General features: G+C 38.2%; 21 protein-coding genes. 9 read left to right on the forward strand and 12 right to left on the reverse strand.

From position 1 onward, the window contains the following. Positions 1 to 144: 144 nt before the first annotated feature. Positions 145 to 1461, reverse strand: coding sequence for an adenosylhomocysteinase (ahcY, locus tag HQN83_RS22730; protein ID WP_048906320.1), 1317 nt, complete (start codon positions 1459 to 1461; stop codon positions 145 to 147). Positions 1462 to 1917: 456 nt separating this feature from the next. Between ahcY and HQN83_RS22735 the strand changes: the two genes are divergently transcribed. The 3 genes from HQN83_RS22735 (at position 1918) to HQN83_RS22745 (ending at position 6523) form a co-directional block, all read left to right on the forward strand. Beyond that, complete coding sequence (locus HQN83_RS22735; protein WP_173093662.1) at positions 1918 to 3108, forward strand: 6-bladed beta-propeller; 1191 nt, start codon at positions 1918 to 1920, stop codon at positions 3106 to 3108. 6 nt (positions 3109 to 3114) lie between these two features. Further along, positions 3115 to 5958, forward strand: a complete 2844-nt coding sequence (locus HQN83_RS22740) for a carboxypeptidase regulatory-like domain-containing protein (RefSeq protein ID WP_173093664.1) — start codon at positions 3115 to 3117, stop codon at positions 5956 to 5958. Positions 5959 to 6112: 154 nt separating this feature from the next. Then, positions 6113 to 6523: a BrxA/BrxB family bacilliredoxin gene (locus HQN83_RS22745; RefSeq protein WP_173093666.1), complete on the forward strand. Its 411-nt coding sequence runs from the start codon at positions 6113 to 6115 to the stop codon at positions 6521 to 6523. A 198-nt stretch (positions 6524 to 6721) separates the two neighbouring features. On the opposite strand, the gene HQN83_RS22750 is transcribed toward HQN83_RS22745, so the two are convergent. After that, positions 6722 to 8311 (reverse strand): glycoside hydrolase, encoded by a 1590-nt coding sequence (locus HQN83_RS22750; protein WP_217277455.1) that lies wholly within the window; start codon positions 8309 to 8311, stop codon positions 6722 to 6724. Between the two features lie 54 nt (positions 8312 to 8365). Between HQN83_RS22750 and HQN83_RS22755 the strand changes: the two genes are divergently transcribed. Further along, positions 8366 to 9562, forward strand: a complete 1197-nt coding sequence (locus HQN83_RS22755; RefSeq protein WP_173093668.1) for a DUF4185 domain-containing protein — start codon at positions 8366 to 8368, stop codon at positions 9560 to 9562. A 21-nt stretch (positions 9563 to 9583) separates the two neighbouring features. Beyond that, positions 9584 to 10588, forward strand: a complete 1005-nt coding sequence (locus HQN83_RS22760; RefSeq protein WP_173093670.1) for a FecR family protein — start codon at positions 9584 to 9586, stop codon at positions 10586 to 10588. Positions 10589 to 10881: 293 nt separating this feature from the next. Here the strand turns inward: HQN83_RS22760 and cdaA are convergent, their stop codons facing one another. Together cdaA and folP are read right to left on the reverse strand one after the other, a co-directional pair. After that, positions 10882 to 11673 (reverse strand): diadenylate cyclase CdaA, encoded by a 792-nt coding sequence (gene cdaA, locus HQN83_RS22765; RefSeq protein ID WP_173093671.1) that lies wholly within the window; start codon positions 11671 to 11673, stop codon positions 10882 to 10884. A 20-nt stretch (positions 11674 to 11693) separates the two neighbouring features. After that, the gene (gene folP, locus HQN83_RS22770; RefSeq protein ID WP_173093673.1) at positions 11694 to 12551 is read right to left on the reverse strand and encodes a dihydropteroate synthase; all 858 of its coding nucleotides are present in this window, start codon (positions 12549 to 12551) and stop codon (positions 11694 to 11696) included. A gap of 93 nt (positions 12552 to 12644) precedes the next feature. Between folP and HQN83_RS22775 the strand changes: the two genes are divergently transcribed. The 4 genes from HQN83_RS22775 to HQN83_RS22790 are packed head-to-tail and all read left to right on the forward strand — an operon-like array spanning position 12645 to position 15916. Further along, complete coding sequence (locus HQN83_RS22775) at positions 12645 to 13187, forward strand: DUF1599 domain-containing protein (RefSeq protein WP_173093675.1); 543 nt, start codon at positions 12645 to 12647, stop codon at positions 13185 to 13187. Between the two features lie 10 nt (positions 13188 to 13197). After that, positions 13198 to 14349, forward strand: coding sequence for a BT_3928 family protein (locus HQN83_RS22780; protein ID WP_173093677.1), 1152 nt, complete (start codon positions 13198 to 13200; stop codon positions 14347 to 14349). A 2-nt stretch (positions 14350 to 14351) separates the two neighbouring features. After that, positions 14352 to 15407, forward strand: coding sequence for an ABC transporter permease (locus HQN83_RS22785; protein WP_173093679.1), 1056 nt, complete (start codon positions 14352 to 14354; stop codon positions 15405 to 15407). A 2-nt stretch (positions 15408 to 15409) separates the two neighbouring features. Continuing rightward, positions 15410 to 15916 carry a shikimate kinase gene (locus HQN83_RS22790; RefSeq protein WP_173093681.1) on the forward strand — a complete coding sequence of 169 codons (507 nt, stop codon included), beginning with the start codon at positions 15410 to 15412 and terminating at the stop codon, positions 15914 to 15916. Here HQN83_RS22790 and HQN83_RS22795 read toward each other — a convergent pair. From HQN83_RS22795 to HQN83_RS22830, 8 genes are all read right to left on the reverse strand, one after another. Continuing rightward, positions 15899 to 17608: a M28 family peptidase gene (locus HQN83_RS22795; protein ID WP_173093683.1), complete on the reverse strand. Its 1710-nt coding sequence runs from the start codon at positions 17606 to 17608 to the stop codon at positions 15899 to 15901. The genes HQN83_RS22790 and HQN83_RS22795 overlap by 18 nt on opposite strands. A 59-nt stretch (positions 17609 to 17667) precedes the next feature. Next, entirely contained in the window at positions 17668 to 18123 is a 456-nt protein-coding gene (locus HQN83_RS22800; RefSeq protein ID WP_173093685.1) for a DoxX family protein, read from the reverse strand. 84 nt (positions 18124 to 18207) lie between these two features. Beyond that, entirely contained in the window at positions 18208 to 19017 is an 810-nt protein-coding gene (truA, locus tag HQN83_RS22805) for a tRNA pseudouridine(38-40) synthase TruA (protein WP_173093687.1), read from the reverse strand. Positions 19018 to 19021: 4 nt separating this feature from the next. Continuing rightward, positions 19022 to 20980 carry a beta-N-acetylhexosaminidase gene (locus HQN83_RS22810; RefSeq protein ID WP_173093690.1) on the reverse strand — a complete coding sequence of 653 codons (1959 nt, stop codon included), beginning with the start codon at positions 20978 to 20980 and terminating at the stop codon, positions 19022 to 19024. A 20-nt stretch (positions 20981 to 21000) separates the two neighbouring features. Then, a complete protein-coding gene (gene dacB, locus HQN83_RS22815; RefSeq protein WP_173093691.1) occupies positions 21001 to 22410 on the reverse strand; it encodes a D-alanyl-D-alanine carboxypeptidase/D-alanyl-D-alanine endopeptidase in 1410 nt (469 codons plus the stop codon). Between the two features lie 176 nt (positions 22411 to 22586). After that, entirely contained in the window at positions 22587 to 23579 is a 993-nt protein-coding gene (locus tag HQN83_RS22820) for an aspartate-semialdehyde dehydrogenase (protein WP_173093692.1), read from the reverse strand. A 182-nt stretch (positions 23580 to 23761) separates the two neighbouring features. After that, positions 23762 to 24643: a sugar phosphate isomerase/epimerase family protein gene (locus HQN83_RS22825; protein WP_173093693.1), complete on the reverse strand. Its 882-nt coding sequence runs from the start codon at positions 24641 to 24643 to the stop codon at positions 23762 to 23764. 10 nt (positions 24644 to 24653) lie between these two features. Further along, on the reverse strand, positions 24654 to 25535 hold the full coding sequence (locus tag HQN83_RS22830; RefSeq protein ID WP_173093694.1) for a hydroxypyruvate isomerase family protein: 882 nt from the start codon (positions 25533 to 25535) through the stop codon (positions 24654 to 24656). Positions 25536 to 25547 lie beyond the last annotated feature (12 nt).

Below are 25547 nucleotides of genomic sequence, written 5' to 3' on the forward strand. Positions count from 1 at the left end.
TTTGTACACTTCAAGAAATATTCAAAGAAAAAAGGCATAGTAAGGAAATACTCAGGACGGATCTCACAACAAACAAAAAAGGAAGCCGTATCATCTTTTGATTAATGATACGGCTTCTTTTGTATAAAGATAAGAATCTAAATATTAGTATCTGTAAGTATCAGGTTTAAATGGACCTTCAACCGGAACACCAATGTATTCTGCCTGATGAGCATCTAAAACATCAAGTTCAACACCGATTTTAGCCAAGTGTAAACGAGCTACTTTTTCATCTAAATGCTTAGGAAGTACATAAACTTTGTTCTCATATTGATCTGTATTGATCCATAATTCTAATTGAGCCAAAGTTTGGTTAGTGAATGAGTTAGACATTACAAAGCTTGGGTGACCAGTTGCACAGCCTAAGTTTACTAAACGACCTTCAGCCAATAGGATGATGTCTTTTCCATCAATAGTATATTTGTCTACCTGAGGTTTGATCTCTACTTTAGTAGCGCCATAGTTTTTGTTTAACCAGGCAACATCGATTTCATTATCAAAGTGACCGATGTTACAAACGATAGCTTTATCTTTCATGCTTTTGAAGTGTTCAGCACGAACGATGTCACAGTTGCCTGTAGTCGTTACAATAATATCAGCTTCTTTAACTGCTGTAGCAAATTTCTTAACTTCATAACCTTCCATTGCAGCTTGTAATGCACAGATTGGGTCAATTTCAGAAACAATTACACGTACACCTTGTGAACTTAAAGATTCGGCAGAACCTTTACCAACATCACCGTAACCAGCAACAACAGCTACTTTACCAGCCATCATGATATCAGTAGCACGACGAATTGCATCTACTAATGATTCACGGCAACCGTATTTGTTATCAAATTTAGATTTGGTAACTGAGTCATTTACGTTGATTGCAGGTAAGTGCAATGTTCCGTTTTTCATGCGCTCATATAAGCGGTGAACACCGGTAGTAGTTTCTTCAGATAAACCTTTGATGTTAGCGATAAGTTCAGGGAATTTATCGAAAACCATATTGGTTAAGTCACCACCATCATCTAAGATCATGTTTAATGGCTGACGCTCAGGGCCAAAATGTAAAGTTTGTTCGATACACCAGTCGAAACTAGCCTCATCTAAACCTTTCCATGCATATACCTGGATACCAGCAGCGGCAATAGCAGCAGCAGCATGATCCTGAGTAGAAAATATATTACAAGATGACCAGGTAACTTCAGCACCTAATGCAACTAATGTTTCAATTAAAACTGCAGTTTGGATGGTCATGTGAAGGCAACCTGCAATGCGTGCGCCTTTTAATGGTTGAGAAGGACCAAATTCTTCGCGTAACGACATTAATCCTGGCATTTCTGCTTCTGCCAGTTCAATTTCTTTGCGGCCCCATTCTGCCAGTGAAATGTCCTTAACTTTGTAAGGAACGTAAGTTGTCTCTACTGATGACATATTTAAGTGATTAAGTTTCTAGTAAACAGCCGCAAATTTACGACTATTTATGTTTATTTATTGCAACAAAAAATGAATGGTGCAATTCAAATTGTTCTGGCCCCTTTTGTCGTAATAAATAGTAACCACATTCGTGTTTGGTTCGTGCCAGATTGGGGTCCGCTTCGGGTAAAAGGTACCTTTATCCGAATAAACTACGTACCAGACCCCGCTTTGTCCTTATCTTGCACAACAACTGGGACGAAAGAAATCTTTGTAAGATTTGTATCTATTCCTATTCAGTTTTTTTTTGGCTTAATGTTAATTAGTGTTAAAAATGGGGGCTGAACTTGAATTAAAATCATTAATCTTCTGAAAATTAATATATTTAAGGAACCAAATGATGCCTTTATGTTAAAATTCGCTCTCTGCAGTTTATGCAGTTTAATAACCTGCATTCTCTCTTATGGCCAAACTATGGCCCAGGTAAGTAAGATAGATAGTTCCACAATGGTTACCCTTAGGATAGATCCTTCTAGCGCACGTGGGGCAGCTGTGTCGCAATTTTTTGACGAAGTTACCTTTACGCCTCTGGAAACCACTAAGGAAAGTCTTTTTGGAGCTATTCAGCAACTTAAAATGACCGATGAGCATTATGTGGTTTACGATTGGGAAACTAAAGCAGTGCTGATATTTACAAAAGCTGGCAAATACGTGGCAAAAATCAATGCCAGCAAGTTTGAAAAAGATCCGGATGTAAAGGATCAAAGTTTTTATGGCTTCAATATCGTCAAAGAGGATGACAAGCAGGCCATCCAAATAGGTGCGGGGAAACAAGTGTACTATTTTGATTTTGCCGGTAAACTCATCAAAAAAGTACCTGTACCTAAAGAGAAAAACTACGCCAACTATAAAAAGTTCAGTGATGGTACTGTGATCGATCAGAATTTCCTGGAAAAGAACGAAAAAGACAGTACGTACTATTATTTGAGCCTGATTAAAGACAATAAAAGAGTAGAGAGTTATTTTTCTTACAAAACCGAAGACCGTAAGGGGGATGACAGGTGGCATGGTGGGCGCGTATACGACTACGGTAATCCTGATGAATTTCTATTCATCAAGAATTACCAGTATAATATTTATAAGCTAACCTCCAGCAAGCTTTCCTTGGCCTATCAGATATTTTTCCCGGCGGCAAATTCCCTGCCAATGGACTATGGTACCAACCCGGTTTACAAGGGGAAAGCATTTGATTATTATGAGAAAAACAGGGATGCTTTCTATGAGATGACAAATAGTTATCTGCATTTCAATAACCTGTATTTCCAGGTCAGGAACTTTAACTGGAGTCGCGATGAGAAAAAAGCTTTCATCTACAACCTGAAAACAGCTGAACTGACTTCAATAGCAGACATTGAACCCGATTCTACCTCGCAATTCCTACCTGTAACTGATTTAGCCTCTCAATATGACTTTACCAATAAGGGTTTCCTGATCGTTAGCCCCGAATATTTTTACACCAGTTATTCTTCTTTGACAATGTTCACTGCTAAAGAACAGAATGAAGAAAAAAACAGGAAGTACAATGATGTTTTAACACAATTTTTTAAAACGCAGAATAAGAAAAGCAACCCGGTAATCATCAAATTAAAGCCAAAGAAAAATTAACGCTCCATGTCTAAATTAACAACGCTAACTCTGGCATTTTTGCTGAGTATTACCTGTATTACACTCCGCGCGCAACAAGTCAATCCTGCAAATCCGGGAAGCGTAAAAGGTCTTGTGAGGGATACCGCGCAAAATTATGTCCTTAAATCTGCCACCGTTTCTGTGTACAAAGCCGCAGACAGCACTTTGCTGAGTTACCAGGTGACTAATAATTATGGTGAATTTAACTTTAAAAATCTTCCAGTCAATCTTCCTTTGAGACTTGATGTCAGCCACGTGGGCTACTTGACTTCCAGAAAACAATTTACGATACCTGCCGATAAAAATACGATCAATCTCCAAACCATTGTAGCAACCAAAAGGGATGTTATGCTGAATGATGTGGTCATCTCTGTGCCGCCGATTAGCATGAACGGAGATACACTTGAATTTAACGCCGCCGCCTTTAAGCTGGATAGCAATGCTGTGGTGGAGGATTTACTGAGAATGATCCCGAACATTACGCTATGGGGCGATGGGAAGATCACCGTTAATGGTAAAGAAGTTAAAAGTCTGCTGGTAAACGGAAAGTCCTTTTTTGGCGGCGACATGAAGCTGGCCACTCAAAACCTGGCCAAGAATTCTGTTCAAAAAATACAGGTATATAACAAATCGAGGAACCAGGAAAGTTCCAGCAGAGCAGATTCTACACTGGAAATGAACATTAAGCTCAAAAAGGGAAAGGACATAGGCTTTTTTGGTAAGATTGGTTTTGGTTATGGTACCAACAATCGGTTTGAGACCGATGGCAGTATCAATATGTTTACTCCAAAGATGCAGCTTGCTATTGTGGGAGCCATGAATAACATCAATAAGATTGCAGATAACACTGGCGATCTCATGTCCAATAGCACATTTAAGGGGGTGGGTACCAACGTAGAATACCAGCCTGATTTCAGGGCCGAAGGCATCTCCCGGCCCAGTGCACTAGGAGCTAACTTCAGCTACAATTTCATTGAGAAACCAACATACGAGCTCAAAAGTACTTTAAAGTCCAATTACTTTTTGCAGGACAGGAACACCGATTTCCTGGCAGATTACAAAACTACGACCTCTGTTAACAGTACAGATAAGGTGATCGAGAACAGCCGGACCATCAATGAATCTTCCAATATGACACAAAAGTTTGATTCCTATTATGAGTACGCTAAAAAAGGTCATAATTTAGAATTTTCCCAGGAAGTAAAATTCGACCGGATAGAAAACAATAATCAAACTTTCCGTAGTTCTACCAATGTAGAGGATGTACTGACCAGTACCAACAACTCGTTAAATACGAGCAGTAATAATAACAAAAATTTCAGGTTTAGCGGTCAATACCAGTATTCTCCATACATCATCACCCCCAAAACACGGTTTAGGGGGGGTACTGCCGAATATAGTTTGAATAATTACAATAACGAAAGTGAGCGACTGAACATCACCGAGTTTAAATCATTTACCGGCACAGCTTCCAATCAGAAGTTTAACAGAAAGTACAATATCAGCTCAGATGGTTTAAGACAGGAATTAAATTTGACAATACCGGATGTAAAAAGGTTAATTTTTGGAAGTAAGAACTACTCCAGGTTAAGCTTTAACCTCACCAACAAACTGGTACTCAACTCGGATAAAAACATCAACAGGGTACAGGATCTGGACACTCTGACTAATGTATATAAAACAAATGCTTACTTGGACAACCAGATCCGCACTAATGTGATCGAGGAAACGCCGGGGCTGAGAATAGAAAAATCTTTTCAGAAAAGCCTGTCTAACCGCTATTATAAATCATTTACCATCCGGTTTCATCCCAAACAACTAATGATTAGCCAAGACAATAAATCTGACCGATCATTTCAAAACTTAAAACGCAACTACAGCAGATTTGCTCCTGATGCCGGCCTCAGTTTCTATAATCACCAATATGGGGAAACTTCAAGAAGCTATGACCTTAGTTACACTACGAAGATTAATATACCCAACATCAATCAGCTGGCACCGCTGACGGATAGCACCAACCTGTACTACCTGCAAAGGGGAAATGTTAACTTGAAAGAAGGGGTGCAGCGGGAATTGTCTTTTAGATTCGACAGTAATGACCAGCGAAGTAAAAATACCCTCAATTATTATATGGGGATCAGCGCTGGTCTGATTGCCAATAATATTGTAGACAGTCTGTTGATCGATGAACAAAACAGGCGTACCGTATACCTGGTTAACGCAAACGGACACAAATACATCAACGGTTATGGCAACATCAGAAAAGCGTACAAGTTGAAGTCTTCAGAACTTCAGCTGAGTCTGAACAGCAACTTCAATGCAAATAAAAACCCCGGATATACCAACAGTATCTTTACTTTTTCGACCAACCTGAACACTTATACAAGTGTAAATATCAATTATACCTACAAAAGCTACCTGGCTGTTGCATTTGGGCAGTCTTACAATACCTCGCATTCTAAACAGGAGGCGTTTAATACCGAATACAGCGGTACAAATATGGGTACTACACTGAGTAGTAGTTATAATGTAACCAAAAGATTTACGTTGAACAGCAATGTAACTTTCAACAAGAGTTCGTCCTCTATAGCCGACGATATCAATTTTACCATCTGGAATGCCAGTGCGGTTTATCGTTTTCTTAAAGGCAATAACGCAGAATTTAAATTCTCCGCACTGGATCTTTTACACCAGAACACCAGTGTGATCAATTATGGTGATGCTAATAGTTTTACCATAGGGACGCAGAATGTGCTGAAGCAATATTTTATGACTACTATATCTTACTATCCGAGACAGTTTGGAAAGAAAGGGAAAGACAAGAAATGATGATTTGAGCAGAGAAATACTGTGTTTTGGCTAGCGGGCACAAAGTAATTTGAAGGTCAAAACTATATTGGTCTTATCGCCAATGTTTTGATGCTAGTTGCAGGTACAGTACCTTTGTATACTTAAAGAAGAAATTAATAAAAATATTAAGCATATGTATCCAGAATATTTAGTTGAGCCAATGCGTGCTGAACTTACAAACGTAGGTTTTGAAGAATTAAAAACTGCTGAAGCAGTTGATAGCGCCATTACAAGCGAAGGAACTGTGTTTGTAGTAGTTAACTCGGTATGTGGTTGTGCAGCATCAAACGCACGTCCGGCAGCAAGATTGGCCGCAGCAAATGAAAAACATCCTACAAAATTAGTAACAGTTTTTGCAGGTATGGAAAAAGAAGCGGTTGACAGAGCTAGGGGTTATATGTTGCCTTTTCCTCCATCATCACCTTCAATGGCTTTATTTAAAGATGGCAAATTAGTTCATATGATAGAGCGTCATCAAATTGAAGGCCGTCCTGCACAAATGATTGCTGATAGCCTTATTGGTGCTTTTGATCAGTACTGCTAGTAGGAATTAGAAATTATATAAAGAGGGTATCCAAAAAGATTTATTTACTATTTGATTATGCTCATCGCCGTTCTGAATTCATTTCAGAATCTCGTTTAAGCAATATTAAATAGTAATTGTGTGATTCTGAAATGAATTCAGAATGACAATCTTATCTTTTGGATACTCTCTTTTGCGTTTAAATAAAAATACTTTTATTTAAGGAGCAGAGAATATAAACGTACTTATTGATCGGGGAGGTAGTGTAGTATCCTCAAGCGGATAAGGGCGTATATTATCATCTTGTTTTTCGGAGGTTATGTAATGTTTTTTAAGCTTTCCTTTAGCTAATCCTTTTAATACAAAATCAGTCTTTTTAGCTTCGCTGGTATAGTTAATTACATTTACAATAATGCTTTTTCCTTTAGGGTCTTTAAATGCAGAAATCATAACCTGTTGAGCAATCTCGATATCGTTTAAACCATCGTTTCTTTGGGTTTCTATACGAACCATTCCTGGACGGATAAAGAGACTGTAGTGCCCCAATGCCCATAAATTTTTAGTGATTGTGTACATGGTTTCAGGATTGTTTGCCCTTTTTGGATTTATAGCAATAAGGAAATAACGAGGGTTTAATGGATTCCCTGGTTCATAAGTATTCCAGAAATGCCAGGCAGATGCGTCCCCAATGGTAAAATCATGGTTAATTACTTTAGCAAGGAATAATGCATGATCCATTTCGCTTGGATTGCCCGAAGTTTTATCTTTAAAACCATTGCCAAGCATTGAATATTCTGATTGCCAGTATTCCAGTCCCTTGTACTTTTTCAAAGTATCTCTTAAAGATCTTCTCACGGTTATTAGCGTGTTGTCGCCATTTTCTGTAAAATAGCCATGACCTTCAACAAACTTTGTAGTATTACTAAGACCACCTATATACAACGGGCTTTTAGGATTCCAGAAGTTATCTATTTGACGAGATGTACGCCCTTTATGTGCATATAGATAATCAAGTTGACCAGCCTCAGTAGCTAGAATTTTTGTACTAAGTTTTTGCTTAGCTAAACTGGTGTTTAAAGATTTAATAGTTTCAAACATTTCTTCATTTGTCCATGGACTGCCTTCCTGATTGGAGCTCTTTAGCCAATCCCATTGGGGCTCATTTATTGGGCTGATATAGTTAAAATGAAGGTTCTTTTTGTCGTAGTGTTTTATTACTTCAGTTAGGAAATTTGCATAAGCATCGTATTTGTCGGGTCTTAGGTTTGTGGATCCATCCTTTTGTGATTTATAGCCGAGACCATTTTTGTTAAATTGTACAGGAGGACTATTTACAAATGCAATCAGGTCCTTTACACCATAGTTTTTTGCCTGCTGCAACATCCAGGTATATCCTTGTTGTTTGTCCCAATCGTAAGTCCCGTCAGGGGATAAAAAGCACTCTACTCTGCGTGCAGAATCTGCAATTCCGCTGCTATCGCCTTGTTCAGCTGTGCCTCCTCCAATATTAAAACGCCATGCCGATAAACCGATGCCTTTCGGGCAGCCATTTTTATCAAACTCCCTGCTAAATAGTAATTCGGCAATATGTTGTTTTTTAGCTAATGGCCATTGCTTGCCAATTTCTTCTGTGTACCAACATCCAGATCCACCAATGTTGTGTATTTGTTGCACAGTTTTGTCGAACAGTAAGGTGAATTTAATTGTTTTTTGATCCTGACAGAAGGAGTCTAGTGTGCTCGATAAGAGAATCATACTGAGGACAACTCTCTTAATAAATACCCCCGAAAAGTGTAATTGAATTTTCATTGATACAATATTAATTAAAAAACATCTATAATACTTTTGATATATTTATGCCTGATGAATAGATTTAAATTTACATTAAGCATAAAAAATATCGTTTTGTTCTGCAGTTTAGCAGGCTGGTTCACGAATGCTGATGCTCAGGATTTGACCAATATAAAATTTACAGCAACAGAGGATACTGCATGGACAAATTTATTTGTAAGAGAGGATGGGTGGTTTGGTGGCGATGGCATTTACAGTATTCCATTAAATGGCGTAGAATATGGCAAGCCTGAAGCTAAAAAAACATTGTTTATTTTTAGCGATAGCATGATCGGGAAGATTAAAGATAGTAAAATGAAACCGGGAGCTAGAATGATCCACAATAGCGTGGCTGTACTAAAAGGAGTGAAGCCCGTAAAGGAAAATATATCTTTTTTTTGGAAAAATGATGCTAAGGATAGTGCTGAAACAGTATTTGTGCCAAAAACTCCTTTAACTGGCCCTAAAGATTATTACTGGCTTGGAGATGGTTTTGTCAATCAGGAACAAAATGATGCTATCTATATTTTTGGATACAGAGTAAAACAAGTTGGAGATGGTGCGTTTGGTTTTTCGGAGGTAGGTAATACACTGATAAAAATATCTCAAAAAGAGCAAGCCCCTTTTAAAAATTTTGAACAAAAGGATACACCTTTTTATTTGAGTGAGAGCAAAACGGAAAAAGAAATGGGATCGTTTGGTGCAGGTATATTTGTGAATACAGCAAAAGCCGGAGCTCCTAATCCTGATGGATATATTTATATTTACGGCGTTAAGGGGATGGCTAAAAAACTGTTGGTAGCAAGAGTAAAGCCAAAGGAGTTTGATGATTATTCCAAATGGAATTTTTGGGATGGTGCTATTTGGAATGCAGATATTACGAAAGCAGAAACGGTAACAGATCAGGTTTCAAACGAATTAAGTTTATCAGCATTACCTGACGGTAGATATGCTTTGGTTTTTCAGCAGAGTGGATTGAGCAGGACAGTAGGGATGCGTTTAGGGAAAACTCCGGTAGGACCATTTGGACCGATAATAAAACTTTGGGATTGTTCTGATGCATTAAAAGAGAAGTCGTATTTTCCATATAATGCTAAAGCACATCCTAGTTTATCTGAAAAAGGTGAACTTTTAATTAGTTATAATGTTAATTCTTTTGAGTTCTTTAAAGATCTTGATAAGGATCCTCAGTTGTACAGGCCCCGATTCATTAAGATTAAATTTAATTAAGTCAGAAGAAAGAATAGAAATATGAATACAGAATCAGAAAAAAAGCCAATATTTTATAAAACCTGGGCATTTAGGTATTTAGCAATAGCTTGTCTCGCATTAATTGCATGTGCTGTTGGTGCACTTTTTTATAACCATCATCCAAAACCACTAAAAGAAAACAGATTTGCTAAACGTGATATTCATGCAGGCAGCAGCAGAGCGACATTGACCTTAGCTGATGGTAAAAAGATTATTCTGGATGATGCACCCAATGGGATTTTAGCCCAGGAGTCGGGTTCAAGTATTATAAGAACAGGTACAGGGCAAATTACTTATGCTGTTAATGAAAAAGGGGCGGATGCTGATGTAGCTAAAGATAAAGGCGTTAACAGCCTTGAAACCCCAATAGGTGGTCAATATCAAGTGCGATTACCCGATGGAACTAAAGTGTGGTTAAATGCTGGCTCAAAATTAACTTACCCAGCGTCATTCCCTCCTAATAAAGCAAGAAAGGTAGAATTAATAGGTGAAGCTTACTTTGAAGTGCCAAAAATTGTAGCTAAATCTCTTATTCCAGGTAATGATACTACGATTAATGTGACTTTTATTGTGGTATCAGAGAAACAGAGAATTGAGGTTGAAGCAGCTCGTTTTAACATTAGTGGTTATCCCAACGATGAATCTACAAAAACTACAGTATTAGAAGGGGCAGCTCAAATCAACTATTATAATCTTATCAAAGTAGATCAACAGTCTACAATAGGTGTAGATGGTTTACAAATAACAGCAGCAAATCCTAAAGAGGCAGTTGCCTGGAAAAATGGACTGTTCTTATTTCAGGAAGAAAGTCTGGAAACTATTATGAAAAGCATTTCCCGATGGTATGATGTCGAAATAGTTTATACTAATGATGCAGTACGTAAGGAGTTGTTTAGTTTGTCGGTTTCAAGATTTGATAACATCTCCGCAACTTTAAAATCTTTGGAGAACACGGGTTTGGTAAAGTTCAAAATTAAAGGGAGGAAAATAACCGTTCTTCGCTAAGTCTGGCATCTGTTGCGAAAAGCAACAGCGCCTAGGCCTCATCGAAGAAGGTGATTTTTAAGGAAAGCAAGGGGGCTAGTTTTTGAGATAGGAAACATTAATTATTATACTATAATTAGTGTTGTACTTTACCGGTAGTAGCTTCAAGCTATTCTAAACATCATCGTATTATCCTAAGTAAATGGGCCATTTTTCCATGCTGTTTCCCTTAAATTCAGTGTCTGAGATGGGGCCTAGGAACCATTTGCGCCCTTCAGCGCAATTTGTTCCAGCCCATGAACAGATCACTTAATTTAAAAATCTTTATTGAGCAGTTTCTCCAACTCTCCAAATGATACGTTCATCCTTACCCTGCCTTGTTTAGCATAGGCAATTTCACCTGTTTCTTCAGAAACAATTACGGCTACAGCATCAGTGGTTTCAGAAACACCAATCCCGGCCCTGTGACGCAGACCAAACTGTGGAGGTAGTTTGTCATTATCAGTTAAAGGCAGAATACAGCTTGCACTTTTAATCTTGTTCTCCGCAATAACAACTGCGCCATCATGCAGAGGGCTATATTTTTGAAAGATACTTTCCAGTAATCGCTTGGATATTTTTGAATCTATTAGTTCACAGCTATTAGCAAAAAGCTGGTCGTCGTAAAACTTTACGAATACAATTAAAGCACCTGTTCTGGATTTCTTCATGCTTTTACAAGCATCAATAATCGGTTTTATACGGATTAGGTTGTCTCGTTCTATATTTTTACTTCCAAATAGATAACCCCACCATGCTTTGTTTTGCTGAAGGAAAGTATTTTTTCCGATGAGTAAGAGAAAGCGCCTTATCTCGGGCTGAAAAATAATGATTAAGGCTATAATTCCTACGCTTATAAACTGGTTAATGATGGTAGAGAGTAAATTCATTTTTAATGCATCTACAACCCAGTGTATTACTAGTATAATAACCATACCTAGTAAAAGATTTACTGCGAGGGTATTCTTAATCAGGTTGTAGATGTAATAGATAATTAAAGCGACAAGAATAATGTCTACCGCATCTGTAACTGTTACCTTTAAGAAATCAAATTCTAAGCCTTTCATTAGTGCCAAGTTATGGTTTTTTATTGTTGCTGTGTCTTTTGGACTAAAGCTATGCATTCTACCGCAGCTTTTACATCGTGAACGCGTAAAATGCTTGCTCCCTTTAGTAGTGCTATTGTATTCAATACTGATGTGCCATTTAGGGCTTCCTGCGGTGTTAAGCCCAGAAATTTATAGATCATAGATTTCCTGGAAAAGCCCACAAGTAAGGGTAATTCAAAGATGTTGAAATCTTCCAGTTGGTTTAGCAGTTGATAGTTCTGATCTAAAGTTTTTGCAAAACCAAAGCCTGGATCTAAAATGATATCTTTTGCTCCCAATTTTTGTAATTGAGCAAGTTTAGCAGAAAAATAATCTGTTATGTCTAATGCAAGATCTTTATATGCTGTTTCCTGTTGCATGGTTTGTGGATTGCCCTTCATGTGCATCATAATGTATGGAACCTGAAGTGCAGCAACAGTGTCAAACATAGCTTCATCCAGATCGCCCGATGCGATATCATTTATGATATGAGCGCCCGCTTCAATACTTTCTTTGGCTACTTTGGCTCTAAATGTATCAATAGAAATTACTGCTTCAGGTAACTTTTTTGTGATGGCCTCTACTACAGGGACTATCCTTTTTAACTCTTCATCAGTACTAACTTCTGCTGCCCCCGGACGAGAGGAGTATGCTCCGATATCTATAAACTTAGCTCCATCTTTCAGAAAGGCTTCTGTTCTCTGCAATGCATCATCAAGGGAGCCAGCCCTGCTGCTGTTGTAAAATGAGTCGGGAGTTAGATTTAGTATGCCCATTACGCATGGGGAGCTGATATCTGTCAGTTTGCCTTTGACGTTTAGTGTAGTCTTTCGGTTTAAAAATGTATCTTTAGCCATTGTTTGAATACAAACTTAGATAAAATCTTTAAATGATTTAACTCTATTAGGATCCTGTATTAAAACGGATGTAAACTTATTATTTTAATCGTTTTGGCAACAAACACTTCACAAGAATTTGACTCGGTAATCGCGGTTTGTAAATCGCTCTTTTTAAAGAAAACAAATGACTATGGAACGGCATGGCGAATATTACGCCCGTCTTCTATAACAGACCAGATTTTCATTAAGGCACAGCGCATCCGCACGCTTGAAGAAAAAAAAGTATCCAAAGTAGGGGAAGACGTGGTTTCTGAGTATATCGGCATTATTAATTATTGCGCAATTGCTATGATGCAACTTGAACTTGGAGAAGATGATCCGTATGAACTAGGAGTAGAAAGAGTTGAAAAACTTTTCGATGAAAAGGTAGGTGGAACTAAAGAGCTTATGTTTGCCAAAAATCACGATTATGGTGAAGCTTGGAGAGACATGCGCATCAGCTCTTTAACAGATCTGATTTTAATGAAAATTTTAAGGGTAAAACAAATAGAAGACAATTCTGGCCATACTCTGGCTTCAGAAGGAGTAAATGCAAATTATCAGGATATGTTAAACTATGCTGTTTTTGCTTTAATTAAGTTAGGCGTAAAATAGCTGGTAAACAATGAAGAAAGCTGCATTAAACTTTTCAAGGATATTTGTTGGTGTCCTCTTTATATTTTCAGGATTGATAAAAGCCAATGATCCACTCGGATTTGGTTATAAACTTCAAGAGTACTTCGAAGTATTTCACATGCCATTCCTTAGTGGTATGGCTACAGGAATTGCTATCCTGCTTTGTGTTTTTGAAATAGTATTGGGTGCTTTGTTGCTTTTTGGTTTTTGGCGTAAACAAGTAACTACCGGCTTATTAGTTGTTATTATCTTCTTTACTTTTCTAACCTTTGTTTCGGCAGCATTTAAAGTGGTAACATCATGTGGTTGCTTTGGTGATGCCATTCCTTTAACGCCGTGGCAATCCTTCTCTAAAGACCTTGTGCTATTGGCAATGATCGTTTACTTGTTTAAAAACAGGGATCGGATAAACCCGGTTACTAATGATGCCAGATGGCAAAGTGGCTTGTTTGCCATTGTACTTACTTTCTCATTAATGTTTAGTCAGTTCACCTATAGCAGACTGCCAATATTAGATTTTTTACCTTATAAAGTTGGGGCTAGTTTACCTGAATTGATGAAAATACCTGCGGGAGCAAAGCCTGATGAGTATCTAATCATGTATAACATGAAGAATAAGGAAACCGGTGAAACGAAAGTGATGAGTGATAAGGATTACCTAAAAACAGAGATATGGAAAGATGAGAATTGGGAAATTGTAGGTGAGCCGGAAAGTAAATTAATTAAAAAAGGTTATGAGCCTAAAATTAAGGACCTTCAAATAACTGATGCTTCGGGTACCGATTATACTAAAGAACTGATAGAGAACCCATATTATAATCTGGTAATTGTAGCTTACAATTTAAAAGATGCTAATGAGGAGGGGATGGCGAAGTTAAATGCAGTAGCATTAAATGCTACTGAGCAATTTAATATAAGGTCTGTATTGTTAACCTCAAGTTCAGCGCAAAATGCAGATGAGTACAGCAAAAGAATGAAGTTGTTTAGCGAAATTTTTTATGCTGATGCCGTTCCTTTAAAAAGCATGGTAAGGGCGAACCCCGGTATACTCTTGCTAAAGAATGGGGTAGTCATTAATAAATGGCACTATAATAATGTGCCTAGTTTTGACGAACTTGCTGAAAAGTATTTCGCTAAATAATCATGTTTCAATACGCCTTTAAGAAATTCATCTATGGATTTGCCGTTATGGCGGGCGTAATTGTAGTCGTTTTTATACTGTTTAATGTATTGCCAGGGGATCCGGCACGAATGACTTTAGGACAACGTTCTGATGTACAATCTTTAGAAGCTGTGCGTAAAGAGTTTGGTTTAGACAGATCAAGACCAGTACAATTCTTTCTTTATTTAAATGATCTTTCGCCAATAGGTCTTCATGATAATAATAAGGAGACTGAAGAGAAATACCATTATGTAAAGCTATTTTCTATTGGTAATGATGCTGTTGCGTTAAAATGGCCTTACTTACGCCGCTCTTATCAAACTAAGCGTGATGTAACTACTATTTTAACAGAAACTGTTCCTAATACTTTTATTCTGGCTTTTACTGCAATGATATTTGCGACCATTATAGGCGTTTTTTTAGGCGTTCTATCAGCAGTTCATAAAGATACCTGGATTGATAAAACTGCAAATGCTTTTGCTATTTTGGGAATATCGGCCCCTTCTTTTTTCGCCGGGATTATTATTGCATGGTTTTTTGGTTTTGTATTAAGTGATTATACCGGATTAAATATGTCGGGTAGCTTATACAGTTATGATCCTTTTGAGGGTGAGGTCACTACCTGGAAAAATCTTTGGTTACCGATGGTTACCTTAGGTTTAAGGCCTTTAGCGATAATTGTACAGTTAACGCGAAGTGCCATGTTAGATGTGCTGGCTCAGGATTATATCAGGACTGCCAGAGCAAAGGGCTTGGGCAGAAATGCAATTATCTATAAGCATGCACTTAGAAATGCACTAAATCCTGTCATCACTGCTATTTCAGGGTGGTTTGCTTCTTTGCTTGCTGGATCCTTTTTTGTAGAGTACATTTTTGGTTATAATGGTTTAGGACGCACTACAGTAACTGCCTTAGAGATGTCGGATTTTCCAGTGGTTATGGGGTCTATACTTTTTATTGCCTTTGTTTTTGTAGTAATTAATATTTTTGTAGATATTTTATATGCCTTTGTTGATCCAAGGGTAAAATTGGCTTAAGAATGAAGATATTTCTGATTGGATTTATGGGTTGCGGTAAAAGCACTTTGGGTAAAAAACTGGCTGCAAAGTTGGGGTATGATTTTATAGATCTTGACCAGGTGTTTGAAGATCAGATAGCTTCTAGCATCGGAGAATATTTTGCTGCCAATGGAGAGGATGCATTTAGAGCTCTGGAAAGTAAAGTACTTAAAGAACATAACTATCCTTCAAACTGTATTGTTGCAACTGGCGGCGGGGCTCCATGTTATTTTGATAATATGGAATGGATGAACAATAATGGAATTACTTTTTATATAGAAATGCCGCCGATTGCCTTAGCCAAGAGATTGGAGAAAGGTAAAGAAAAACGTCCTTTGTTGAGAGATATGAGTGAAGAGCAGCTGATCAAATTTATAGAATCGAAACTAACTGAAAGAGAAAGTTTCTATAAACGCGCTGCTTTAATCGTGGATGGAATTAACCTGACCCCCGATAGAGCATTAGCTCAGCTATCTCAAACCTTCTAAATACTGGTTGGTTTGCTTTTCTACTTCCAGTACAGCAAATTTAATTGCTGAACCTATCCTTGTTGTTTCTGTTTTTATGGGGATAGAAGGGATGGTGGCTAGTGCATCAGTATAGTATTTTCCCCAGGTTGATAGGATATGTTTTTCATCTTGTTTAGTAGATTTTCCATTAGCAATGGCTTGTGTACTTAGGTCGAATTCTGTTTTTAATCGCTTTAAAGCTGCGGTTTTTACCTCATTAATTACAAATAATGCGGTGCTTTCATCAGCAGTCACAAGTGTATAAGCTGTAGTTAAAGCGCTTATCCCTACATTCTTCATCGTTGTGGCAGATACTTTGTCTAATCGGTCATTGTCAGTATGGTAAAACACATCGGTAAAATGCCACATTAGTAAGCCGGGGATGTTGCTTCTAATAAAGGGTGTATGATCGCTGCCCCCTTCAAATGGGTTGTAGTTAACCGTCCAGTTTGCGTGTTTGCCCTGGTCGCTGCAAATTTTCATAACAAGGTCATTGTAATAGTGAGGGAAAAGATCATCTTCCTTTACATCGCCAGCTCCCCATTCGGTATGCTTGTCTTCACCTCGAGTCCATATTGCTGAAGGATCGGGCATCTTTTCTATGAGGAAAGATCCGCCTGTTTTTTCTGTGTTTTCACCTACCATATCGAGACTCATTCCCCACATAATTCCTTTTGCTCTTTCACTGTCTTCTTTAATGTAACGTTGGGTTGATACAATTTCATCACCCCATAAAAAGGTTAATGTTCTTTGAGGTGTCAGCTTTCCAGATTTTACTAAATCAGCAGTAAGTCTTGCCATCTCAGCCAGTGTCCCTACACCTGATGCGTTGTCATTTGCTCCAGGCTCCTGAACATGGGCACTGTATACAAAACGTTCGTTAGGGTTGGTACTGCCTTTTACATTGGCAATTATGGTTAATTCATCTGAGGGATAGGTGTTTGTTTCAACTTTAACATTCAGTTTAACAGGTCCTTTTGCCAAAGCACTCTTTAAGCGTTCTTTAGCTTTGTATGATAGGTTAATAGCCCAGCCCTTATTCTCTGGATTATTAATTCCTGAAAATTGAATGGAGGTCTGATACTTTTCTGGTTGTGTATATGTAGGCATTGAGTAGCCTAAAACTCCCAAGGCTCCCGCATTTATAACCACATTGAATAGTCTACCTGTTCCAATTTCGGAAAATACGATCTTTCCTTTAAGGTCTTTGTCGTCAATTGAACTGAGGTCTGTAGAATTCAGATAAAGCACCGCTGCCGTAATACCCTCTTTGGGGGTAGAGGCAGAGTTTATCGTGATCATGTTACGGTTTGTTTTGAACTCAAGTAGTGGTTCTGGTTCTCCTTCTATGCTAACTATTGCATTGATTGGGTCCCACGTATTTTGTTTCATGGGACGTTTTTCAATACGGTAGGTTAATAATGCTTCCGACTCATTATTTTGCTCCTGTACAAATCCAGCTTTTTTTAACAGACCTTCTACGTAATAGATAGTTTCATTAAATCCCTTGTTTCCGGGCAAACGCCACCGCTGTTCTACAAAGGCTGTAGTTTCAATGGCATTTTTTTCATTAAACCCATTACGGGTAAGGTCAAAATATGTTGATGTAGGATCTTGCGCAAAACTGTGCGAAGTATATAATAGCAATCCGGCAAGCAGTAGTCTTTTCATGCATATAAAATATGCCGAAAGATACTAAGAATCATAGAATCGCTATTATATAAGCCTATTTATCTATTGATATCTTGTCTCTTTTTCATGGAGTGATCTACCGAATAAGGACCAGATCCAACCACCCAAAACAGAACCAATAATAGCAATACGATAATTGATAGCCATAATTCGGAGTTCAGAGCAGAAAAACCATGCGATAGGTTTACAAAGAAAACAGCGCATAGCAATATTGGAATTTGTATTACAGATGCAAACCTAGTGACAAGTCCAATCGCAATTAGGAGGCCTCCAACCAAATGTACGAATCCAATGATATGCACTGCCAGGCTAGCCATCAGTCCGGAAAACCCAAATACATTATTTTGTAATAACAGATTTTGAAGCGCTTCCGTATTGCTGACAATTGCAATGCCTTTGCTGAAAATGAGAATACCTAATGCAATACGGATAATGTCCAGCCATTTGGCATGATGTACATCGCCCCAGTGCTCGATTTTTTGAATAACAGTCATGATAATGCCTCCTATTTTTATGGTCTATTAAAGCTAATTAAAATTGATTAAATAATCAATAGCAAGATATTAACAATCAATATATTATAATGTTTTCCAGGAAAGGTCAGCTTGGTTCTGCAGTATCGATGAAAAAGAGGTTCTTCTTGGTAAATTCAGATATGGATAAGTAACTTTTGACAGGTATAATCCTTGTGGGTGTGCGGGGGTAATTAATTCCGGAGTTTGTTTAGTAATCAGATGACTTTCAAATTCATCTACGCTTAAAAGTCCTTTGCCTACTTTTAAAACTTGCCCCATGATAATCCTGATCATTTTGCTCAGGAAGCGATTTGAAGAGATCTGGAAGCGCAACTTATCTCCACTGGGGTCTACAGCAAGATTTGCCGACATTACATTGCAGATGGTGTGCTCGTATTTATCGGGGCTGGTGCAAAAGGCTCTGTAATCTTTGTGCTTTGGAAGTACATCGATTGCCTGTTTCATTTTATCAAAATGCAAATCTTGGAGCAGATAAAAAGAACTAAGCCCATTTAAAAATGGGTCTTTATAAGTGTGGATAAAGTAGTCGTACGATCTTTGTACCGCATCAAATCTGGCATGTTGCTTACCATCCATTGCAATGATGTCGAATATGGCAATATTGGCAGGTAGGAGTTTGTTTAATCTGAACATCAGATCGAAATCCCATTCTTGCTCTACATCCATATGGAAAAAGAATTGACTCGCATGTACATGCGCATCTGTCCTTCCACATCCATTAATGAACACTTCAGTTTTTAGGATCTGAGTAAGTGCTTTTTCAAGTACACCCTGTACGTTTAGTACACCCGGTTGTTTTTGCCAGCCGTTATAATGTAATCCGTTGTAGCCAATATGGACAAAGTACCTCAATTTCTTATTTTCTAGATCGTTTGCTTAATTCATCAATTGGCATAGAAAGCATTCTGCCAACTGGCTGTTTCCCTTTGTAAGTAATCACTCTCATTGTAGTCGCATCTTTTGGAGGGGTCATCTTTTCAGTGTACTTAGGGTAAAAACGATCAGGGAATGAGTTATCAAAGCTGTAATAAATATCTAGTCCTTGTACCTCGGTGCTTAATTCGATCATTAGCTGTTTATCAGCCGATCTGCTTACGCTAAATATAGGATCATACACACTAGGGGCATATTTAGTTTCAGCAACGTCAAGCCTTTTAAAATGCTGCTCAACACGATTAAAGAAATTGTTCCAGTTTTTCTTTTCTATTGGCGACCATACAGATTCTGCTATTGCCAGTCCTCTTGGCCAAGTCATATATTCTGCCTGACGGATGTTATATACCTGCTCCGTCCATAGGTTAGCTTGCCCACCTTTGATGTATTTTTTGTCAACACCGGCGGGTATAGGATCAAATTCATATGATTTACTAAGCCTCAACGATGCATAGACTTTTGGTTCTGTAATAACATCAGCTTGCATGTAATCGAGGTAAGCGTATGTAGTAGGACTCATCACTACTTCGTGTTTTCTTTTAGCTGCTTCAATTCCGTATTTCATGCCTCTCCAGCTCATCACTGCAGTGTTTTGTGGCATATCTCCATCAAGAATCTCATCCCAGCCCATAAACTTCTTTCCTTTTGATTCCACAATCTTCTGAATGCGTTTTTCAAAATAGCCCTGAACCTCGTGCATACTTTTTAATCCCTCTTTTTTCATTAAGGCTTTAATGCTGTCGTTCTTCTCCCAAAAATTAAAAGGGGCTTCATCACCGCCCATGTGGATGTATTCAAAAGGGAACAATTGCGCTACCTGAGTTATTACAGTATCCAGGAAACTGTATACTTTTTCGTTGGCAGGACAAAGTGTATTGTCAACTAAAGCAATAGGAGGGGCCCCTCTTGACCAGTCCATAATTCTCTCGCCCGAACGTACACGATAGTTCTCAGCGCCAGGCGTACATGATAGTTCCGGATAAGAAGCTATTGCAGCTAAACTATGACCGGGAACATCTATTTCGGGTAAAATATTTACGAACCTCTCTTTAGCATATTGTACCAGTTCTCTTATATCATCCTGTGTGTAAAAACCACCGTAATTTCTTGGGTCATCAGCAGCCGGAGGGAAGAAAGTTCCAAAGTCGCCTACCTTTTTCACATTCCATGCACCCACCTCAGTTAATTTTGGGAAACCTTTTATTTCTATTCTCCAGCCTTCGTCATCAGTAAGGTGTAAATGCAAAATGTTGTATTTATAGCGCACCATTGCATCGATGTATTGTTTCACTTCTGCTTTAGTGAAAAAGTGACGTGCAACATCAAACATTAAACCTCTCCATCCAACTCGAGGGTAATCTATTATTTCTACACAAGGTGCTTTCCATATTATATTTTCAACAGCTTCTTTGCTCTCAATCTCCTTAGGGAATAACTGAACAAGGCTTTGAACTCCGTAAAATAATCCAGCAGGTTTGTTTGCTTTTATGGTGATGTGGTTTGGAGTTACTGACAACTGATAACCTTCTGCTCCTAATGCGGAGTTCTGTTTCTCATTTAAAATCAGATTAATTGTAGAAGTTGTTGTGGGAGCGCTAACCTCAGCTACATAACTTCCGGTAGGGATAGAAAGCCTCTCCTGTAAAAAATTAACCACCTGTTTAACTTCCGGTATAGCTGGTGCTTGTATTACCACATTTGATGGAAGTACAAAATGCCCATCGCTTTTTATAACTGATACTGGTTCTGGGATAATTGCAATATCAGGTGCATTGTTTACGATAGCAATAGTTTCTGTAGTTGCTTCAGTGTTAGGCGCGTACTGACCAAATGCAGGAATACTTAAGAGACTTAGACAGAACAGGTAAAAGGTGTTTTTCATAATTGCCGCAATTTACAATTTTACTTAAGGGCATCGAGTACCCTGAATAATTTTTTGCTGATTCCCGAGCCGGAATAGTTGTTTATATTTATAACAATGATGTACTTATTCCCATTCTTGTCGGTATAATAACCTGCATAGGCAGAAACATCACTAATGCTCCCACTTTTAAGTCTCATACCATTGTTTTCTGGAAGAGACTCGTAAAATATGGGGAACCAGCTTTCTTTTTGGCTCTGAAAAAGAACATTTGCCATAGCTGCGGCGGTTACTCTGGTAGCGGGTGATAGTCCACTACCATCCATAATGTTTAAAGCACGACTATCTATCCCCTTTGCCGACCAGTAATTAATTACAGTTGCAGCTCCGTTTTGTGTAGTTGCTTCTTTTCCCGATTTCCAGGCAATGGTTTTTAACAGATGCTCACCATATAGGTTCACACTTTTTTTATTGAACCAGTACACAATTTCGCCAAGGGTAGGGGAACTGATAGTAGCTAGTTTTTGTGTTACAGTCGGCATTGGCTTTTGCTCGATTGTTAATTGTCGTGCTGTTGTAGCTGTTTCGGAAGCAGCTATCCCAATACGATTTAAAGTGTCTTGCAATCTAAATGCTGCGTCAAAAGCAGGATCAGGGAGTGCGGCAGAAACTCCTGATTTTGAAATGCCTATTGCCCAGCTTCCTCTTAAGTAAGCGATATTGCCTAGCGGTGGTAAATAAGAATAAACTTTATCACCTGTGCCTTCCGCACCTGCTTTAAGTTCGTTTACAAACTTAACATAAGGCATCTCAGGTACCGTTTTTAAGATACTTACGTTGTTTTCGGCTCTATTTGCCCTTAGGTGAATGTCAAATTGATTTTCTCTCCAACTAAGTGCAGATGCTCCTGCACCATAATAATTGCCAATATCTTGCCATATCCAGCCATCAGGAGTTGTTTGGCTACCCCATAAACTGTCATCACCTATAACTTTTCCTTCAATTTTTTTAATCCCAGCCGCTTTAATCGCATTTACCCATTGATTTAAGATTACATTTTCCTTACTGCTTTCATATCTCCAGGAGCCAAGGGTAGGGTCTCCACCGCCAATAATGATGAGGTTTCCTTTTAATGTTCCATCCGAACCAATTGTACCGCTATAAGCCAATGTTGTCTGGTATTGAAAGTCTTTGCCCAATAATCCGAATGCGGTAGCTGATGTAATGGTTTTTAAAGTCGAGGCCGTTGCAACACCTATATTTTCATTTCTGCCAAATATAGTTTGCCCGGTTTTAGCATCAAGTACACACAAGGATGTTAGTGCATACGTAGCTTGTGGATCTGCAAGTAAGTTGTTAAAAGCCTGCTCTAGTTTTTGCGCAGGTGTTTGGGCTAGAACGATAACCGTGTTCAGAAAGAACAGAAGGAATAATAGTGGGTTTTTGAACATAATATGGCAATCGGTATTCACATAAAACGGTCGCTATCCTGAATTTATTTCAGGACCTCGGAACAGAAAGATGAGTCCTGCTTTTCTGAGATCCTGACCTGCGTCAGGATGACGACCGCGTTATTGATCTAGTGTGACACTAGATTTGTTAAAACTTATATCAGTTTGCTTTTAACTTATATCAGCTCACTTTTAACTAAATATTCCGCAATCTGTACTGCGTTTGTTGCAGCACCTTTACGTAAATTATCAGCTACGATCCACATGTTTAATGTATTTGGTAACGACTCATCACGTCTGATTCTTCCTACAAATACTTCATCTTTCTCATGAGCATCTTTAGGCATAGGATATTTAAGGTTTGCCGGATCATCAACAACAATTATTCCTTCTGTTTTGGTTAGTAAATCTCTTACATCAGCAAGATCGAAGTCGTTTTCAAACTCGATGTTAACTGATTCTGAGTGACCACCCATAACAGGAATACGTACTGTAGTAGCAGTAACTTTAATGCTGTCATCGCCCATGATCTTGCGTGTTTCAAGAATCATTTTCATTTCCTCTTTAGTGTATCCGTTTTCAGTGAACACATCAATTTGAGGGATAACATTTAAATCGATAGGGTATGCATAAGCCATAGGGCCATCAGTAATACCATTACGCTCATTCATCATCTGCTCAACAGCTTTTACTCCCGTACCTGTAACAGACTGGTAAGTAGAAACTACAACACGTTTGATTCTATATTTATCATGAAGTGGTTTTAAAGCCACTACCATTTGTATGGTTGAACAGTTCGGGTTTGCAATGATCTTATCATCAATAGATAATTCACTTGCATTAACTTCAGGAACGATCAATTTTTTTGAAGGATCCATACGCCAGGCTGATGAATTGTCGATCACCGTTGTGCCTGCCTCTGCAAAAAGAGGTGCATATGTTGTTGAAGTACCGCCACCTGCAGAAAACAATGCGATATCTGGTCTCATTGCAATTGCAGTCTCCATATTTACAACAGCATACTTCTTACCCTTGAACGAGATTTCCTTACCAACACTCTTTTCAGATGCTACAGGGATCAATTCAGTTAATGGGAAGTTACGCTCTTCTAATACTTTTAACATTACGGTGCCTACCAAACCGGTGGCTCCAACTACTGCAATTTTCATTTTTTTCTAATTGTTTTTTACTTGTTTTTAATTAATTATAAAGGTTTTATGTTTAATAAGTTCCCAAAGATGTGAAATATTTCAGCATTAAGTAAATGTTTCTGCAAAGCAGGGTACTTATAAACAAAAAAGGGAAGTGATTTTTGTAAACCACTTCCCTTTTGTTGTTAAGATATATCTTCTTAAACCAGTTCGCGATTTACGTAATCAAAGCTTTGCTTAATGCTTACAAAAGGATCCTTTGAGAAATTCTCCTGCTCAACAATTAAGTGTTTAAGTCCTGATTGCTTGGCGTGTTTATAGATGCTCTTAAAGTCGATTTTTCCACTTCCTACTTCTGTATTGATGGTGTTATCAGCTTTGTCCATATCTTTTACATGCCACATTACGAAACGGCCAGGGTGTTTTGCAAATAAAGCAAGTGGATCATTTCCAGATCTTACAACCCAGTATAAATCCATTTCGAACTGAACATTTTTCTTGTCAGTTTCCTGAAGCAATATTTCGTAACCTGTAGTATCGCCAAGCTTATCAAATTCAAAGTTATGATTATGGTAACCTAACTGTAAGCCAGATTTTGCACATAACTCTGCTGCTTCGTTTAATCTTGCCGCAACTCTTTTGTAACCATCAGCATCAGGTCTTAAAGATGCATCAAGATAAGGGCAGGTAAGGTACTCCATGTTCAGTGCAACCGCACCTTCAATCAGAGGCTTAACTTCATCAAGGTTTCCACTTTTAATAAAGCCATCTAATCCGAAGTGACCACTAGGAGCTTTTAATCCATTAGCATCAAGCAAGGCTTTAAATGATTTGGCATCCAAACCCCAATATCCTGCTTCAGCAGTATAACCATAAGTTTCAACTTCCTTGTATCCTGCTTTTGCCACTTTCTCTATTACACCTTTTACGTCTTTAGGTAATAGATCTCTTAGCGTGTAAAGTTGTAAACCTATTGGATGAGCAGGTCCGGCAGGAGCACCACTGCAAGCAAAAGAAGGTAATAATGCAGCACCTGCTACAGCAATACCTGCCTGTTTAATAAAATTTCTTCTAGAATTCATAGTTTTTGAATTATACGTCACAAATATTTACTGCTTCTCTTAACGATTTTATACCGTCTTTGTTTTTCGGGATAAATTCCTGAGCCAGGTATCCTTTAAAACCAGTTGCAACAATAGCTTTAATGACCGCAGGATAAAATAATTCCTGAGTATCATCAATCTCATGTCTTCCCGGTACACCGGCGGTATGGTAATGAGAAATGTACTGATGGTTATTTTGTATAGTACTGATTACATTTCCCTCATCAATTTGCATGTGGTAAATATCGTAAAGTAATTTAAAGTTTTCAGAACCTAGTCTTTTGCAAAGTTCAACACCCCAAGGAGTATTGTCACATTGATAATCTTTATGGTCAACTTTACTGTTCAATAGTTCCATAACAACGATCACATTATGCTTTTCAGCAATGGGAAGTATTTGTTTTAAACCATCTACACAGTTTTTCCAACCGGTCTCATTATCTTTTCCTCTGCGAGCTCCACTAAAGCAGATTAATTGCGAGTATCCTGCTTCAGCAACTCTTGGAATCATTTCAGAGTAGTTCTTAATCAGTGTTTCATGAAATTTAGGATCATTCCATCCATCATCTATACTGATTTCTGCACCGTTGCACATAGCAGAATATAAACCATGTTTTTTTAGCGTAGGCCAATCTTTTGGCCCAACAATGTCTATGGCTTTAATTCCGATTTTTTTGGCTTCAATACATAAAGTATCAAGGTCGATATTGCCGAAGCACCAACGACAAACAGAGTGGTTCACATTTCCTTTTAACATAGTTGACTGATATGGCTCAAGCGCAAAGGCCGGCAGAGCTGCCGAAACACCTAAAGCGGCGGTTCCGGCAACAATATTCTTCAGTGCAGATCTCCTGCTTAATTCTGGTTCCATTGTTTTAATTAT

The sequence above is a fragment of the Pedobacter foliorum genome (assembly GCF_013266735.1).
In the GTDB taxonomy this organism is placed as follows: domain Bacteria; phylum Bacteroidota; class Bacteroidia; order Sphingobacteriales; family Sphingobacteriaceae; genus Pedobacter; species Pedobacter foliorum.